At 45.8% G+C, this 15,787-nt stretch carries 12 protein-coding genes; all 12 read right to left on the bottom strand.

The features are described 5' to 3' along the window. Positions 1-23: 23 nt before the first annotated feature. On the bottom strand, positions 24-1,403 hold the full coding sequence (locus tag LK436_RS07285; RefSeq protein ID WP_008394736.1) for a transposase: 1,380 nt from the start codon (positions 1,401-1,403) through the stop codon (positions 24-26). A gap of 209 nt (positions 1,404-1,612) precedes the next feature. Then, the gene (locus LK436_RS07280; protein WP_008394736.1) at positions 1,613-2,992 is read right to left on the bottom strand and encodes a transposase; all 1,380 of its coding nucleotides are present in this window, start codon (positions 2,990-2,992) and stop codon (positions 1,613-1,615) included. A gap of 279 nt (positions 2,993-3,271) precedes the next feature. Beyond that, on the bottom strand, positions 3,272-4,303 hold the full coding sequence (cas1c, locus tag LK436_RS07275) for a type I-C CRISPR-associated endonuclease Cas1c (protein WP_008398228.1): 1,032 nt from the start codon (positions 4,301-4,303) through the stop codon (positions 3,272-3,274). After that, positions 4,300-4,962, bottom strand: coding sequence for a CRISPR-associated protein Cas4 (gene cas4 / locus LK436_RS07270; RefSeq protein ID WP_008398230.1), 663 nt, complete (start codon positions 4,960-4,962; stop codon positions 4,300-4,302). Before cas4 ends, cas1c begins: the two co-directional genes overlap by 4 nt. A gap of 139 nt (positions 4,963-5,101) precedes the next feature. Beyond that, complete coding sequence (cas7c, locus tag LK436_RS07265; RefSeq protein ID WP_008398231.1) at positions 5,102-6,001, bottom strand: type I-C CRISPR-associated protein Cas7/Csd2; 900 nt, start codon at positions 5,999-6,001, stop codon at positions 5,102-5,104. Continuing rightward, positions 6,002-7,780, bottom strand: a complete 1,779-nt coding sequence (gene cas8c, locus LK436_RS07260) for a type I-C CRISPR-associated protein Cas8c/Csd1 (RefSeq protein WP_008398233.1) — start codon at positions 7,778-7,780, stop codon at positions 6,002-6,004. Then, the gene (gene cas5c, locus LK436_RS07255) at positions 7,777-8,439 is read right to left on the bottom strand and encodes a type I-C CRISPR-associated protein Cas5c (RefSeq protein WP_008398234.1); all 663 of its coding nucleotides are present in this window, start codon (positions 8,437-8,439) and stop codon (positions 7,777-7,779) included. The genes cas8c and cas5c overlap by 4 nt, the downstream gene beginning before the upstream one ends. Positions 8,440-8,577: 138 nt before the next feature. Further along, positions 8,578-9,867, bottom strand: coding sequence for a hypothetical protein (locus LK436_RS07250; RefSeq protein WP_008398235.1), 1,290 nt, complete (start codon positions 9,865-9,867; stop codon positions 8,578-8,580). A gap of 394 nt (positions 9,868-10,261) precedes the next feature. Beyond that, a complete protein-coding gene (locus tag LK436_RS07245; protein ID WP_008398236.1) occupies positions 10,262-12,538 on the bottom strand; it encodes a CRISPR-associated helicase/endonuclease Cas3 in 2,277 nt (758 codons plus the stop codon). A 27-nt stretch (positions 12,539-12,565) separates the two neighbouring features. After that, a complete protein-coding gene (locus LK436_RS07240; RefSeq protein ID WP_182433325.1) occupies positions 12,566-13,207 on the bottom strand; it encodes a phosphoribosyltransferase in 642 nt (213 codons plus the stop codon). 458 nt (positions 13,208-13,665) lie between these two features. Further along, complete coding sequence (locus LK436_RS07235) at positions 13,666-14,796, bottom strand: M42 family metallopeptidase (protein WP_008398239.1); 1,131 nt, start codon at positions 14,794-14,796, stop codon at positions 13,666-13,668. Between the two features lie 188 nt (positions 14,797-14,984). After that, complete coding sequence (locus LK436_RS07230) at positions 14,985-15,785, bottom strand: M55 family metallopeptidase (protein WP_008398240.1); 801 nt, start codon at positions 15,783-15,785, stop codon at positions 14,985-14,987. Positions 15,786-15,787 lie beyond the last annotated feature (2 nt).

Below are 15,787 nucleotides of genomic sequence, written 5' to 3'. Positions count from 1 at the left end.
ATTTCAGCTAACAAAATAGCGATTTATGCCGCTGCAGCTTCCAAATGGAGTGCTTTTCTCAGATATTCCGGCAATCTTGCTTCAAAATCAGCGGTAAAAGCATTCAGTTGCTCATCGCTTAGTTTAAAGATTCCCTGAAGACTTGCCATCAAGGCTTCCATCAGGATGCAAAGTGACCTGTTGAAAGTAATGTCTGCCATTTCATCAACAAGGAAGAAGAACAGTTCACCAAGCGTTCTCTGATCTTCATTTTGGCGCTGCTCCATTGCAAGTAACATATATCGGGTAAACACGATCGCCACATGGGCTGTCAGTGCATCATAAGATAAACTGTGGCATTCTCCAACCAGATTCAGCATGGATTTGCAGGTTTTGAAAAAGACCTCGATCTGCCAGCGCTTTCCATAAATACGGATAATCTCTTCCTCGGAAAGTGTTGTAGCTGTACAGATAAAAGCAAGCCAGTCCTTGCGGTTTGCCTTGTTCCTTACGCATACGATTTTCGCCGGAATTGGATTCGCCTTTCCTACCATAACATCAACAGAAAGCAGATACTTTGATCTGCCACGGCGCTTTTTGTTCCGGGAATAGATTTCTTTGATATTCAGCTGTTCACCACCGTACGAATATTTGATCCGGCTACTTTTCTTAATCATGGCAATCACATCCATGCCTTTTGCATGGATGGCTGTGACCTGTGCTGGATTGGAAAACCAGGAATCAAACAGGACATAATCCGCTTTCAGCCCTGCACTGAGGGCTGTATTCAGTAAAGTCATCATTGCCTCTGGTGCTTTTGTTTGGGCTAGCGCACGTCTTTTTCCTGCAAGGGTTCTGTTGTCAAAGTCCTTTACCGGGCCGATGATATTTGTATTCTTTGCAGACGCTAACAGGCAGCTGTTTACAGGGATCAGTGTGTTTCCATCACTCCAGCTTAAAGTAAGCATCCTGAAGCCCTTTTTGAAATGCATATCCGTGTGGTCAAAAACTTTTGATCCCAGTTCCGTTTTCTTACAGCTGGTACGGTTGAAAAGGCTGTCATCAATGATAAAGACATTTTTTCTTTCCGGATCTGTCAGATCACGAATGTCATGATTGACAATATCAGCTGCAAGAAGAGAAGTAAAACGAAGCCAGTTTGTTTTTGAAGAATTAAGGAAACGGTAGAAAGTGTTCTTGGAAAACGCCTCCTTAAAAGAGCCAGTCCGCTGCTGCATATACATACTTCTTCCGACAAAAATGTTGCTGAGTTTATAACGAAGCAGGGAAACAGATGAAACACCTTTTTCCTTCATTCCATTACATCTGGCAAGGAGCCTGCCAACATGATGTTTGGAAAAAAATCTCTGAACACAGTCAATTAAGTCGTTCTCAACGAAATAGTTTTGTGGTATACTGGACATGGCATAAATCTCCTTTGTAAAGATGGTTTCTAGTCAATTCCATTATACCAAACGGAACAGATTTATGCTTTTTTTATTGGCTGAAATATTGAATTATCAAGGATCAACGCACCAATATGGTGTGGGAAGTTTTAGTAACTAAAACTTCCCATACCTAAAATGGGATTCGTTCCTTGAAAATTCAATATTTCAGCTAACAAAATAGCGATTTATGCCGCTGCAGCTTCCAAATGGAGTGCTTTTCTCAGATATTCCGGCAATCTTGCTTCAAAATCAGCGGTAAAAGCATTCAGTTGCTCATCGCTTAGTTTAAAGATTCCCTGAAGACTTGCCATCAAGGCTTCCATCAGGATGCAAAGTGACCTGTTGAAAGTAATGTCTGCCATTTCATCAACAAGGAAGAAGAACAGTTCACCAAGCGTTCTCTGATCTTCATTTTGGCGCTGCTCCATTGCAAGTAACATATATCGGGTAAACACGATCGCCACATGGGCTGTCAGTGCATCATAAGATAAACTGTGGCATTCTCCAACCAGATTCAGCATGGATTTGCAGGTTTTGAAAAAGACCTCGATCTGCCAGCGCTTTCCATAAATACGGATAATCTCTTCCTCGGAAAGTGTTGTAGCTGTACAGATAAAAGCAAGCCAGTCCTTGCGGTTTGCCTTGTTCCTTACGCATACGATTTTCGCCGGAATTGGATTCGCCTTTCCTACCATAACATCAACAGAAAGCAGATACTTTGATCTGCCACGGCGCTTTTTGTTCCGGGAATAGATTTCTTTGATATTCAGCTGTTCACCACCGTACGAATATTTGATCCGGCTACTTTTCTTAATCATGGCAATCACATCCATGCCTTTTGCATGGATGGCTGTGACCTGTGCTGGATTGGAAAACCAGGAATCAAACAGGACATAATCCGCTTTCAGCCCTGCACTGAGGGCTGTATTCAGTAAAGTCATCATTGCCTCTGGTGCTTTTGTTTGGGCTAGCGCACGTCTTTTTCCTGCAAGGGTTCTGTTGTCAAAGTCCTTTACCGGGCCGATGATATTTGTATTCTTTGCAGACGCTAACAGGCAGCTGTTTACAGGGATCAGTGTGTTTCCATCACTCCAGCTTAAAGTAAGCATCCTGAAGCCCTTTTTGAAATGCATATCCGTGTGGTCAAAAACTTTTGATCCCAGTTCCGTTTTCTTACAGCTGGTACGGTTGAAAAGGCTGTCATCAATGATAAAGACATTTTTTCTTTCCGGATCTGTCAGATCACGAATGTCATGATTGACAATATCAGCTGCAAGAAGAGAAGTAAAACGAAGCCAGTTTGTTTTTGAAGAATTAAGGAAACGGTAGAAAGTGTTCTTGGAAAACGCCTCCTTAAAAGAGCCAGTCCGCTGCTGCATATACATACTTCTTCCGACAAAAATGTTGCTGAGTTTATAACGAAGCAGGGAAACAGATGAAACACCTTTTTCCTTCATTCCATTACATCTGGCAAGGAGCCTGCCAACATGATGTTTGGAAAAAAATCTCTGAACACAGTCAATTAAGTCGTTCTCAACGAAATAGTTTTGTGGTATACTGGACATGGCATAAATCTCCTTTGTAAAGATGGTTTCTAGTCAATTCCATTATACCAAACGGAACAGATTTATGCTTTTTTTATTGGCTGAAATATTGAATTTTCAAGGATCAACGCACCAATATGGTGTGGGAAGTTTTAGTTAGTAATTAATACAAGCATTCTCCCTCCTTAAGGCTTCCCACGTTTTTTTCACTTTTTCACTCATACGTTTCCATACTCGTTTTCCCATCGCCGTGTTTACTGTATTTCTCTCAGGTTCGCTTTCTTCTTCCTATCCTATGCCCTACTTCCATAAAAAAGGCGGATAACCATCCAAATCTCCTCTCAGATATCTGGCCAGAAGCAATGCCTGGACGTAAGGTGCCATTCCCCATTCTATTTTTTCCTTAAGAAACGGATGTGTAAGTGTCTCTTTTTTCCTGTTCTGCCACTCTGTCAGTACAATCCGTTTTGTATCATCCGTCATAATAACCGCTCCGTTCTCTTTCTTCTTAAACCCTTTTCCGTTTACGAGCTTTTTATTAATCAGCGACAATACAAAGCGATCTGCCAGCGCCGGCCGGAACTCCTCTATTATGTCAAAGGACAGAGATGCCCTTCCCGGACGATCCGTATGAAAATACCCTACATAGGGATCAAGGCCCACACACTCGAGAGCCGAAGAAATCATATTGGCAAGAAGTGTGTAGACGAAGGACAGCAGTGCATTGACATTATCCATAGGCGGCCTTTTACTGCGCCCTTGAAAGAAAAACTCTTTTTTCTGCTGAAGGATCAGCTCATCAAATACGCCGAAATACGCCGCAGCCGCCTCTCCCTCATGACCTCTCAGCTCTTCCTTTGTCTTGCTTCTTTCTATGCATTTCAGACTCTCCTTTAAGTGCAGGGATACTTCTTTCACCTTTTTTGCATCTATCTGCATTCCGTGATCTCTTATGGCTCTCTCCAGCACCCATCTGGCATTATGTACCTTTCCAATCATGCAGTTTTTCGCAATTGCAAGGCTCTCCTCATCATTTCTGCTGCTCTCAAACTGCCTTTGTCTCAGCAGTACATTGCCCTTAACTTTCCCGCTTACCCTTGCCAGAAATTTACCCTGGGGCGTCAGATAGCAAAGAGAGATTCCCCGCTCTGCACACGCTCCCATAAGGGCAGGGCTTGTACCCCGGTATCCAAAGGAAATCACCGATTCGAGCGTATGAAGCGGAAGCCTGCCAGCCTCCTGTTCACCTGTAAGTACCACAATATTCTCTCCATCCAGAGCCAGATAGCTGTCCTCTGATGTGACATACAATGTATTTAAAAGCCTTCTCATTCTTCCTCCCCAACTGCCTGGCTGATATATGCTTTTACTGACTGTGCCTTTCCCAGCTTTGGCAGACAGATGTCCTTCAAAGAGCAGCCATTGCAGCTTTTGCTCCATTTAACCTTCGGAGTGTAACCGCGATTGTAATACTGATGCATTTCCTCAAACATTTCCTTCACTTCTGTTCGCAGCTCATCTGTAAACGTCACAGCCTCCCGTTTTCTTGTTTCCCCGTAAAAAATAGCCCCCTCAGCAATATTTACAGAAAACATTTCCTCCAGGCACATGGCCTGAGCGGTAAGCTGAAGGCGGTCCTCCTCTGTAATTTTCGGGCTTCCCTTCTTATATTCTACCGGATAAATTTCATAGAGATCCCTATGGCCATGCAGCTTGATTCCATTCTCTGATTTTCTGAATTCCACCGTATCACACTCGCCGCTCACCCCCAGTGACCGGGAATGTACCGGAAGGGCTCTGCTGATCAGAACATCTCTTCTCTTTTCTGCCAGATAGGGATCATGGGTCTTCCTGTGCATCAATTCTCCAGTTACAGTATGGACATTTTCCTCCCACTGCTTCTCTATATGGATGATTGCCCACTGTCTTCTGCAGAACCTGAAATGCTGAATCCCGGAAATCATCAGATAATCCTCTTCCCTGTATTCCATCGTTTTACTGCCTTCCCCTCTCTGCGGCAGAAGACATACCGCTTTTTCCTCTGCCGCCTCCTGCTTTGGACTATATGTGCAATATGTACAGGTATGTATAAGCCATACAGGCTATTTTCAGTCCCTCTGAAAAAGTGCGTTAAATCTTGTCCATCACTTCAACGCTTTCCGGAATCTGCTCCCTGTGAATTGCTATCTCATAATCTGAATACTGCCTTGCAAATTCCACCCCTTCCTTTCTCTTTACCTCAACAGCATCAAACAGTTTGTACGACGGGCAGTCTCCCAGCTCCCTGCTGTGTTTAAACACAATCAGCCTGCGGACGGCCATTTTCCCTCTTGCTGCGGAATGATCGTGCTCAAACATATTGATAATCGCTTCCCACAAAAGTTCCAGGTCTTCCTCTGAAAATCCTGTCACCTTTCTAGCCAGGTTTGCAGAGATAAATCCCTCTGCCCGGTACAGGCCATATGGGACAATATTTTTTCTTCCCATCTCCGTCTTTTTATTCAGCGAGTCCTCCTCTGTGGTAATCGCCACTCTGGTTATGGTGAGCTCCTGACTCACAATCGGGTCAATGCTTCTGGCAAAACCAATCTGCACAGGTCCCCTCACCTGCCCGCAGTTTAAAGATGCCTTCACAAAGGTCGTCATGACTGCCCCGAAGGTCCGAATGTCAAAGAAATTCCGGCACATAAAATCTCTGATTTTTTTGTCCGCTTCCGGATCATTTTTCTTTAATTCCTTAAGCCCCTTATCGCTCAAATCTTCGACTCCGATATAGGATAATGCCTTCTTGTCACTTGTGTTGAGAGGCACATCTTCTCTGATATAAATTCCGTATCCTTCCTCCCCCTCTTTTACTGTTTCCACATAATTTCGTATTTTCCGCTTCAGGCACACATCCGTCACAAGTCCAAAATTACTCTCCGGATCGATTCTCGGCATATTGCCTGCATCTGGATCTCCGTTTGGATTTCCGTTTTCCACATCGAATAATACCACGAATTCATATCTGTTTTTAATTGCCTCGCTCATCTATTTATCCTCCTTTTTCGTATATCTCTTCTGAACCTGGTGATAGTACCCCAGAATAAACGCCCCCTGCTCTTCCAGATTCAGGCTGGCCGGATAGGATTTTGCCTTTTCCCTTATTCCGTTTTCTCCCTTCTCTGCCTGTAGCATCCCTTGAAGTTCTGTAAGCTGTCTCTCATAGTAAATGGCAGCTCTGTCCTCCAGCTTTCTGATATGGCTGCTCTCCAGCTTGAAAAGCGTGGGAAAAATCAGCTGCGGCCTGGAGCAGGCAGCATTAAAATATCTGTCTTTAATTGTGCTGTTCAGGCCTGGATTCGCCTTCTCCTGAATTTCCTCCAGCACTGCAAATATGCGTCCCAGCACATAGGCTGTGTCGACGCAGGACTCATTTACCCTCACAAATGTTCCCTCCTTTATCAGTCGTTCCTCTTTATTTCGTATGAGATAGGCCTTGATAATAGCAGCCCGTCCCCTTGTCACTTTTCCTGCACCGTTCTCGGCCCGTATCCGAATGAGCACGTTGGAGTAAAGGCTTTCCGGGTATTTCGCTCCCGACAGGATCGATTCGAAAACGGCAGCAGCCATATTCGGCGGTGCTTTTTTGTCACGGGACTTCTGATTAGCCGTTTCATACAGCATTCTTCCTGCACTCAGATATTCTGTCCTGTCCCAGGAAGGCCGGACAATCTCCATCTGCTCATAGTGGCGTTTCAGATTGGTAAGAATACTGCCAAAGCTGTCCTTATAGAAAAAACGCACAGACAGCCGCGCCGCATTCGGCGACAGTCCCAGGACGCAGAAACTCTGTTCGGGATTCAGAGAAATGTCATCTATCGCCACAGGTCTGCCCTTCTGCATCGCCTCCAACAGCTCCCTGAGCTTTTCCTGATCGTCCTCTCTGGCCTCTATTCCCATCCAGAACGCCTGCTGGTAGGCTTCTTCTCCGCTCTCAGACCAGAAAATCACAGTCGCATCTCCCAACTGGAACACATATCTGCGCTGGGACAGAAGATAATTGAGAGCCGTCGTATAGGCGAAGGCCGCATAGATTCCCACTGGTGCATTGTAGCTCTGTTCCTTCCCGTAGGAAGTAAATGAATCTGCATTGAAGGATACCAGAGCCGCACCGCTGGACTGTGCACCCGAAACTCCCTTGATCGTATTGTGAATTCTTGCGATCTCTGTCCTCTTTCCTGTCACAAGGCAAACCCCGGCTTTTTCTTCCCCTTCTCCCTTTTTATTCTGGCTTTCTTCCCAGGCGCACCGGATACTTTCATCCTTCTGGGCTTCATCCATCCCAACGGAAAAGATAAGGTTTCCACCAGCTGTAAGCTCCTCCCACTTTTCACTAATCACAGGATTTTCCGCTGCCTTATCCGGGTCCCAGCTCTTAAAAAACGCACAGACAGCCTCTGCGGCTTCTCCGGAAACGCCGTCGAGAATTTCCAGATGCCTGTTCTTAGCTGCCTCAAAGCACTCTCTGAGCCGCTTTCCCGAACCATTTTTGTCTATTCCCAGAAGGTATTTAGAATTGTCACAGAGAAAATTCGGGGCAATGCCTGAGGAACGGGAAACCATGGCCGGCACAGTAAAATCCTGGGGAACCAGAACCTTTTTTTTACCGCGTTCTTCCTCTTTCAAACAGGAAATCACTCTGGCCACTGTCCCGTCCGGTCTCAGATCCAGGCAGTATGATACCTTTGCGCTGCACCAGCCTGGTTTTGATACTTTCCCCTGCTCTGCCAGCCTTTCATAATACTTTACAAGCTCCTGTAAAATCACCGTACCACCTCACAGTCTTTTACATCCAGCACTCCCCGCCTTAATACGGCCCTGAAAAACATGGGCTGGATATTTTTCAGATCGGAATAGTCCATATCATAAAGCATATATCCCAAATCTCTTTCCTCCTCCCCCTCATAGGCAGTGGAAATTACTTCCTCCTCGCAGGGAGCAAAGTAGGCGGGAAACTCCCTGCATCCAAAATAGGGCATATGAAAACACTCCCCTCTATTGAGTCTTCTGGTTACAATGTCCTTAAACTTTCCCGGGTTGTCTGTTTCATTGGCATCCTGCGTCATCTCGAAATGGGCTTCTATCACGTATTCTACATCCTTTAAAATCAGTGACGCCCTCTGAACAATATCGGCTTTCGTGCTGATGTAGAGATCCTTTTTCGCTCCATTGTAAACGGAAAGAGCATTAGACGCAGACAGCTTGCTTTTCACCTCATTTCTTCTGACGCTGGTAAAGCGAATGGGCTTCTTGACATAAATCCTGTCAATTTTCCATCTGAGGCCAGGATGCCAGTAGATTGCCTCCAATATGCCCCGGGCGGCAGAGGGTGTCATCACATCGTAGGTGCACCGTTCTACCTTCATCTCCGGCCGCGAAAAAAGAGCATAATCTCCCCACACCCGTACTTTGATTCCTTTTGCCATATGTATGGCTCCTTTCTTTTGCTGTGTATACAAACATTCAATATTTTCGCTAATACCTTAAAGTCTCATCCAAATAATTTTTCTCCGAGAAAAATCATCAAATCTCCTTTTTACCTCTGAGTAATCTCTGAAGCCTTATTAAAGCATATCCTGAATAATCTCCGCCGCAAGATTCCCACCTCCATGCTGGCTGTCACTTCCTGATGCTGATAACGTAAACAAATATCTGGAGTCCCCTTTATATGTGAGCTTATAATGTCCCCCATCTTTTGTAATGGTAAAACCATATGTTTTTAACTCCCTTTTTAAATGATCATCTACCTTCGTATAACCTTTTAATATACGCTTAATCTCTGCCTGTTTTTTATTTAAAACATCTGTCGACTTATTAGATTTCAAAATATCCTGTAATATATCTTCCTTTCGAGTCTTCTTTTTTATATTCTTCAGTTGATTACTAAGCATTCCCAGTATCTGATCTTTTATTTCCCCCTCAAACAATTCATCTTCCGTGCCGTAGTATAACAGAGGAATTTCTGTAATCTGATCATATTTTGCTCTAAGTCCCTGGTTTTCTGCCTGCAGTGCCATAACTCGATTATTTAACTCTTCAATGGTATGTTCCTTTTCTTCGAGTTCCTCTCCAAAACTATCATAAATCTCAGATACTTCGCTCTCCGCTTTTTCTTTCTTTTCTTTAGCTCTTACATAACGTAATTTCAGCAATTCATTCTGAACGCCCTCCCAGGTCATCATCCTGTCCCTAGCCTGTTGATTAACATATCTGCATACAATATTTACTACGCGCTCTATCAGTACTTCCTCCCGTTCTTCATAGTTTTTGGTGCTAATTATTTTATTCAATGCCGAACTGCTTGGGTAATAAATGCCGATACTTCCATGATGTGAATTCATCCCATCGCAGCTTTCTCTGAGAATCTTTGACACATCTGCATCATCCTCCGCAAGAACATGTGCAACACCGCGCAATTTATATGCTAAGTCCTGAACTCTTAAAGGATAATTCCCCCATAGTTTCGTTACATAGATCACAGGCATCGAATATACAACATTTCTACATATAATATTTTCTATTACTTTATAGTTATCTTTATTAATGAAAATCGGCTTATCACTTATGGGCATGTCCTTATCAGTTCCTATATATCCCCTTTCCAGCAGCATATTAACAAGAATCGGCGGTTTGAATTTGGGAATGAAACTAATTGTATCAACAGTTGTTTCCCTGTCTAATTTGATAGAGAAAATATGTGTGGAAAAATTCACAACAATATCCGTATTCCATATAATCTTATTTTCATCAAACTGATGAAATCTCACAGCAATTGTATTATAAGCACGGATTTCCTCAATGGATAAAGATAAATTTTCATCTTCAAATTTTATATTTCTTTTTTTCCATCCCAATTTAAATTAGAAATTTTATTAAAAGGACTTCCTTGATTCCATTCAATTACTAATTGAATTAAAACATCCTGAGTTAAAGATTCCTTCACAGGAAAAATTGCTGAATAGATCTGCATTAGTAAAACCCTTCTTTCTTCGGTAAATCAATATTTAACTTCATTTTTTTCTTTTTTATTTATAAAACTATTTGTATTTCTATCATATCACTTTTTCTTTTTAAGTCAATCTGATTTTTGCCATTAACTCTTTTTTTTCACCGCTTCTTGTGTTATGGTATCTATGTCGCTCAGCATTCTTATCCGATACCGGGCGTGGATTGAAATATTTTTTTCCAGTTTTATTTATGAAAAGGGAGAGGGGGCCATTCGGCCCCCTCTCCCTCTTTTCCTTCTTTCTACATCAAAAATGCCTTTCCTGTTTCCACCTCCATCAGGAGTCCGACTTCCTGCGAATACTGCTCTCTCCTCTTCAGCAGGTACAATCCGTCTTCTTCCCCTTCGGTCAATAGCTCAGCAATGCCGTTTCGGCAGAACTCTTCTATTTTCTTTTTGTCTACGCTCACACTGTACCTGCCCGCCTCACGCATCCGCTTTCTGCTGCAGCCTTTTAAACGGATTTCCTCCGCAATTTTTTCTGCACTCTCCTCGACCGGTATCAGGAGAGATACTGTGTGTTCCTCGATCATCTTAAATTCCTGAGCGGCAGAGGCGAAGCTGAAATTTCCCGGGTGGAAATATTCCATTATATGTTTTCTGTCCAGCTCACTTCCCTTAAACTGGTACAGATAGCGGAAATATTCTTCCGCTGCCTCCGGGGAATTCAGGCTTTTTCCTGCCCTTTCAAGCTTCTCCAGCATTCCGCTCATCACCTCGGCCCTCTGTTCCTGTTCTGCGGTTTTCTTTTCCCCCTCCATATCAAAAATCCAGGTTCTGCTCTCCTCCAGGGGGCGTTTCCCCTCCCTGTTGCAGCGCCCGGCCGCCTGTATGGCCGAGTCGAGACCTGCCATTTCCCGGTACACAGATGCAAAATCCAGGTCCACTCCAGCCTCCACCAGGCTCGTCGCAATCACAATGCAGACATTCCCTGCAGATTCTGTCTCTTCTGTTTCTTCCTCAATCCCAGTTTTCTCAATCTGAGATTTTCCTTCTGCCCTTTTCCCTGTCCGTTTCCGTATCTCCTCCAAAACCGCCTTCCTGTGCTCCGGATACATCTGGGTTGAAAGGTGAAAAATCTCTCCTTCCGATGATTGTCCTCTTCTCTCCTTCAGCTCCTGATAGACCTCCTGAACCTCCCGCTTTGTATTCAGGATGCAAAGTGCCTGGTCTTCCTGCTCCAGCCTGTCAATCAGCTCCTCCCTGCGGATTCTTCCGAGATTAAGTATCTGGCAGCGCTTAAAAAACTGAAACTGCTCCTCGCGATCGGGGCACAACTCTTCCCACGTTATACTTTTTCTGAACAGGCCGCCGAGGGCCGGCTGTGTCGCTGTGCAGAGTACCAGCGTACTCCTGTACCTCAAAAGCAATTCCTCCATCGCAGCGATACAGGGCCTCAGGTACTCGCAGGGCAGCATCTGTGCCTCATCAAATATGATCACGCTGTCCGCTATATTGTGGAGTTTTCTGCACTTTGATGACTTATTGGAAAACAGGGATTCAAAAAACTGGACATTCGTCGTCACCACCACAGGCTTGTCCCAGTTCTCAGCCGCCAGGTGAAGCGGTTTCAGTTCCTCATCACTCTCATAGTCGATATTACAGTGATCCTCCAGCACATTCTCTCTTCCCAGAATGTCGCTGAAGATTTTAGCATTCTGTTCGATGATGCTTGTATACGGGATCACGTAGATCACCCGCTTCATCTCGTGCTCTGCGCCATGGCGGAGAGCAAAGGCCAGGGAAGATATGGTTTTTCCTCCTCCGGTGGGTACTGTCAGCCGAAACAGACCACGAGGGAGCGTTCCTTTCTCAAGGCACTGCCTCAAAATCTCACTTCTTCTCCCGTTGACGGTCCTCCTGTCGTGATTATCCAGCCAGCCCGACACGTGCTTTTCCAGCTTTTTTAAAAGGGATTCCAGTTTTTCGCCGGAATCCCTCTCCACTTTTTCCTTCATAAATGCTTCCGTGTCGAGATAATCCGCATCTACCAGGCAGGAATACAGCATCCGAATTAGAAAAGACTGGGCAAATCCCGGATCCTCCCCTCTGTCTGTTCCCCTGAAATTTGTGGGAGCAGAAAGGGCAGGAAAGTCAACTTCCTTTCGGTACTCCTCAAAGCTGCAGAGTTTTTTCTTCATTCTCCCTTTCAATGTTCCCCTTCCAGCTAAGTCCCCATCTCCGCCTGTATCGGGCAGGCCGCTGTGGTGTCCAGCCACTGCGTAGGCAAGCATTCCATACGGACTGTAGGGCCCTTTCTGCTCCCAGCACAGCCTGGCTCCGGCAGTGGCATGATCTACTTTTTTTCCATTTTCCGTGAGCCTTTTCTGAAATTCAAAGGAATACTTTCCTATATCATGCAGTTTCCCCAAAGCATAGCCATAACTTCCGAATCCGAATACTTCTGCAAACTGCTCTGCCAGCCTTCCCGTTCCCTCCAGGTGCTCCAAAATTGTCTGCTCACGTTTCCCATCTTCACTGATATGGGCCAGAAACCTCCGCTTCGTCTCCCGGCACATCTCACATCTTCCTCCATTCCCCGTCCACTATTCCTGCCTGAAATACCCAAAGCTGTTTACCAGGGCATCAATTTTCATCTTTCTTTCACAGAATGGACAGTTCCTGTAATCGTAGAACCGGTAGTCCGGCAGATCCTCTGTGGAATACACGCTGTTGATATGCACCCCGTCCACCTCCGTCTGGGCGCTGAACACGGCGGCCACCCCTTCCAGGATCCCCTCATAATATCCAATGCACTCCAGCGCCTTATTGAGGGTCAGGCCGGTGGTGACATTTGCCAGCAGAAGAATCACATGCTTCCCGGCCACCATTGGCCTGACATTTTCTTTAAATATCATCTGGCTGTTGCTGTTGAACTCCGGGGTAATGATATAGATCGTCTTATGCTCATTCATTGATATGAAACCGGCCCTGGAAAGCTCCTCTGCAAGATAAGCTCCAATAACCTGGGTTCCGTCCAGACATACGATGGTATCTACTACCGTATTGTTTACATACTGGCCTGCCAGTGTCTTTGCCATCTCCTCTGCCTCGCTCTGGCGGGCCTTCACTGTCGTCATATCAATATAATAATTAATGTGGGCGTGATTCGTTGCGAAATGTCCCGGAACCGCCTTGAGCGGAAGATGTGTGTTCTTTGCGCGAATTTTCATCATTGCATGTTCCATAAGATACCTCCTCCTGCCAAAATGGCCTGCCTGCTCCGCTGTGTATATTGTCATATTCCACTCTGGCTGTGCCGCAGCTAACATATTTCCATTTTCTCCTCTTCCTCCTCAGAAGGAGCTAAAAACAGCCCACCTTATTCTCAGCCAGGCAGAATATACGAACCGTATACAGGCAGAGCAACTATTTTCTTAATTATATAACATATCACCCTGATTACACAATATAATACAAGATTATTTTCCTGTTTTTTCAGATTTTTATTTATTTTTTCACAAACAAACCAAATGTTTTTCCGTTTCTTCAGAATCAAAAAAGCTGCTGCAAGACGAACGCCCCAGTCCATACTCTGGAAAGACTCTCAGAAATGTATCCCTGTCCTGAAAGTTTTCCTTTTCTTTCCTATGGCACTCTGTCTTACAGCAGCCTGTGCTTCCCGTATTTTTAATCTGCTTCTCTGCTAAATCGTTCCTCTGCGCAGCACCCGGTCAATCCTTTCTCTGTCAAGGCTCTTTATTACCTCTGCCGCCATTTTCACAGTAGCGTCGATATCCTCCATGGCGCAGAAATTGTAATGGGTGTGAACGTACCTGGATGGGATTCCGAGAACCAGAACCGGCACAGCCTTTCCCGTGAGACTGATCTTCCCGGCATTGGTGCTGCCTCCCCTTCTCACGGCATCCTGATATTTGATTCCGCACTGCTCTCCTATCTCATGAGCCAGACGGATAAATTCCGGGTTTGATACATAACTTGCGTCCAGATGGCGAATCTGGGTTCCCGCCTTCAGGCTGCACTGGGCAATTCCCGGCCTGAAATAAAAGTCATCTGCCGGAGAACCCTCAAACACAATCGCCAGATCCGGCAGGACTGCCTGGGAAGTTACCTGGGCTCCCCTTGTCCCCACCTCCTCCTGGGCGGCAAAGGCTCCCACTACCTGGACAGCCAGATTTTTCTCCTCCTTCTGCAGAGTCTTCATGGTTTCAAGAATACTCACACATCCCAGACGGTTGTCAAAGGCTTTTCCGTAGCAGATTCCGTGTTCCTCATCATACTCAAACCGCACATCCGGCATAACCGGGTCGCCTACAGAAATTCCGTAATCCTCCATTACCTCCTGCCGGCTGGACGCGCCCACGTCAATCCGTATGTCCTCTATATTTAAGGAGTTGTCTGCCTTCTCAGCCGCAGTCAGAAAATGCACCGGCTTTGAGGTTGTGATTCCCCTGATTTTCTTTCCCGCTCCATTTTTGACAATCACTGAATGGGCCGGAATATTGGTGTTGTGAATTCCCCCCAGACAGATAATGTCCAGAAGACCGTTTTCCTCAATATTCTGGACCATGAAGCCCACCTCATCGGAATGGGCATCCAGCATCAGAACAGGTCTCCTCCTCTCCCCCTGCCTGAGCTCTCCCCGGCTGAAAGCCTCTCCCGCCTGCTCGTCCATAAATGCATATACATTATGCATGGCGTCATGTTTAAGGCAAAGCGCTCCGCTGTGAGCCTTAATCGCCCTCACCACATCCTCCTCAAATCCGCTTGGCCCGAAGGCGTTGGTGAGATCCTCTATCATTTTTAAATCTGCCATGTAAATCCCTCCTTATCTTTCTCCTGTCTGTATGATTCATCCGCTGTACGAAAAGCGGCTGGCTGCTCTCCCCGAGGGAGGCACACTCGCCGCCTAGGACTTTTGCCAGCCTCCGGCGGAATTTAGCGCCCGGCTTTCAGCAGTGAATGCTGAAACCGGTTTGCGCAGGTATATTGACCTCTCCGCGGTCAATATACCATAAACGAATGTGCCGTCACTATATCGCGGTAATTGCTGCTCACCACCCGGTTTGTCCTCTCATCCACCCGCTCTGCTCCCGGGAAAAATGACATCTGGTAGGCTTTTTTCAAATCCTTGTAATTCACCACATACTCAAATTTTTCCGGCATGGAAATACGGCAGGCTTCCGGGCCGCGGCTCAGAGCTTCCTTCACACGGCTTCGCAGAAGACGGTCCGCCTCCGCTTTGCTCATGCTGATCGTACTTCCCCCGACTCCCTTCTTCACAGCCGCCGTGGTAATTGCGGGAACCATCTCTCTTGCCAGAGAGCAGATTGCCTCGTCTCCGGATATAAATACAGCCGGGACGCCAATCATGGCAGCCGTGTATGTGTTGAGCATGAATTCACTCATCACCTTTCCGTTCAGAAGAATCTGATTGCTGTTTCCCGTGGATGTGTGGCTGATCGGGTTCCCTCCATTTCCAGCCGGAGCGTGGTAGCCTACATAGAGCACAGCGTCAAAGCTGTCATCCAGCCCGAACATCATGTTGTAGGGATGCCCGCTCTTTCCTCTGATCAGGGTCACACGGTCAGGGAGAGCGGTAAAATCAATATTTGTCGCATCTCCATGGCCATCCTTCACTACAATCTCGTCAGCTCCTGCCTCCAGAGCAGCTTCGCAGACTGCCGCCACCTCCTCTGTCATCTGTCTGGCAAACTGGCGGTACTCCGGCATATCTTTATGGGTTTCACTGGCCAGCGTCGTCCCGACGCAGCCTTCAATATCAGCGCTGATAAACAGCTTCATCG

This window comes from Clostridium sp. M62/1, assembly GCF_020736365.1.
GTDB classification, from domain to species: domain Bacteria; phylum Bacillota; class Clostridia; order Lachnospirales; family Lachnospiraceae; genus Otoolea; species Otoolea saccharolyticum_A.
The sequence above is the reverse complement of the archived record's forward strand: the minus strand, read 5'-3'. Positions and strand labels throughout refer to the sequence as shown.

Bases quoted from the DNA above. Each gene is read 5' to 3' on its own strand.
- LK436_RS07240 (WP_182433325.1), bottom strand. From the start codon at position 13,207: ATGGAACATGCAATGATGAAAATTCGCGCAAAGAACACACATCTTCCG.
- LK436_RS07280 (WP_008394736.1), bottom strand. From the start codon at position 2,992: ATGTCCAGTATACCACAAAACTATTTCGTTGAGAACGACTTAATTGAC.
- cas5c (WP_008398234.1), bottom strand. From the start codon at position 8,439: ATGGCAAAAGGAATCAAAGTACGGGTGTGGGGAGATTATGCTCTTTTT.
- cas7c (WP_008398231.1), bottom strand. From the start codon at position 6,001: ATGAGCGAGGCAATTAAAAACAGATATGAATTCGTGGTATTATTCGAT.
- cas1c (WP_008398228.1), bottom strand. From the start codon at position 4,303: ATGAGAAGGCTTTTAAATACATTGTATGTCACATCAGAGGACAGCTAT.
- cas4 (WP_008398230.1), bottom strand. From the start codon at position 4,962: ATGGAATACAGGGAAGAGGATTATCTGATGATTTCCGGGATTCAGCAT.
- LK436_RS07245 (WP_008398236.1), bottom strand. From the start codon at position 12,538: ATGTGCCGGGAGACGAAGCGGAGGTTTCTGGCCCATATCAGTGAAGAT.
- LK436_RS07235 (WP_008398239.1), bottom strand. From the start codon at position 14,796: ATGGCAGATTTAAAAATGATAGAGGATCTCACCAACGCCTTCGGGCCA.
- LK436_RS07285 (WP_008394736.1), bottom strand. From the start codon at position 1,403: ATGTCCAGTATACCACAAAACTATTTCGTTGAGAACGACTTAATTGAC.
- LK436_RS07230 (WP_008398240.1), bottom strand. From the start codon at position 15,785: ATGAAGCTGTTTATCAGCGCTGATATTGAAGGCTGCGTCGGGACGACG.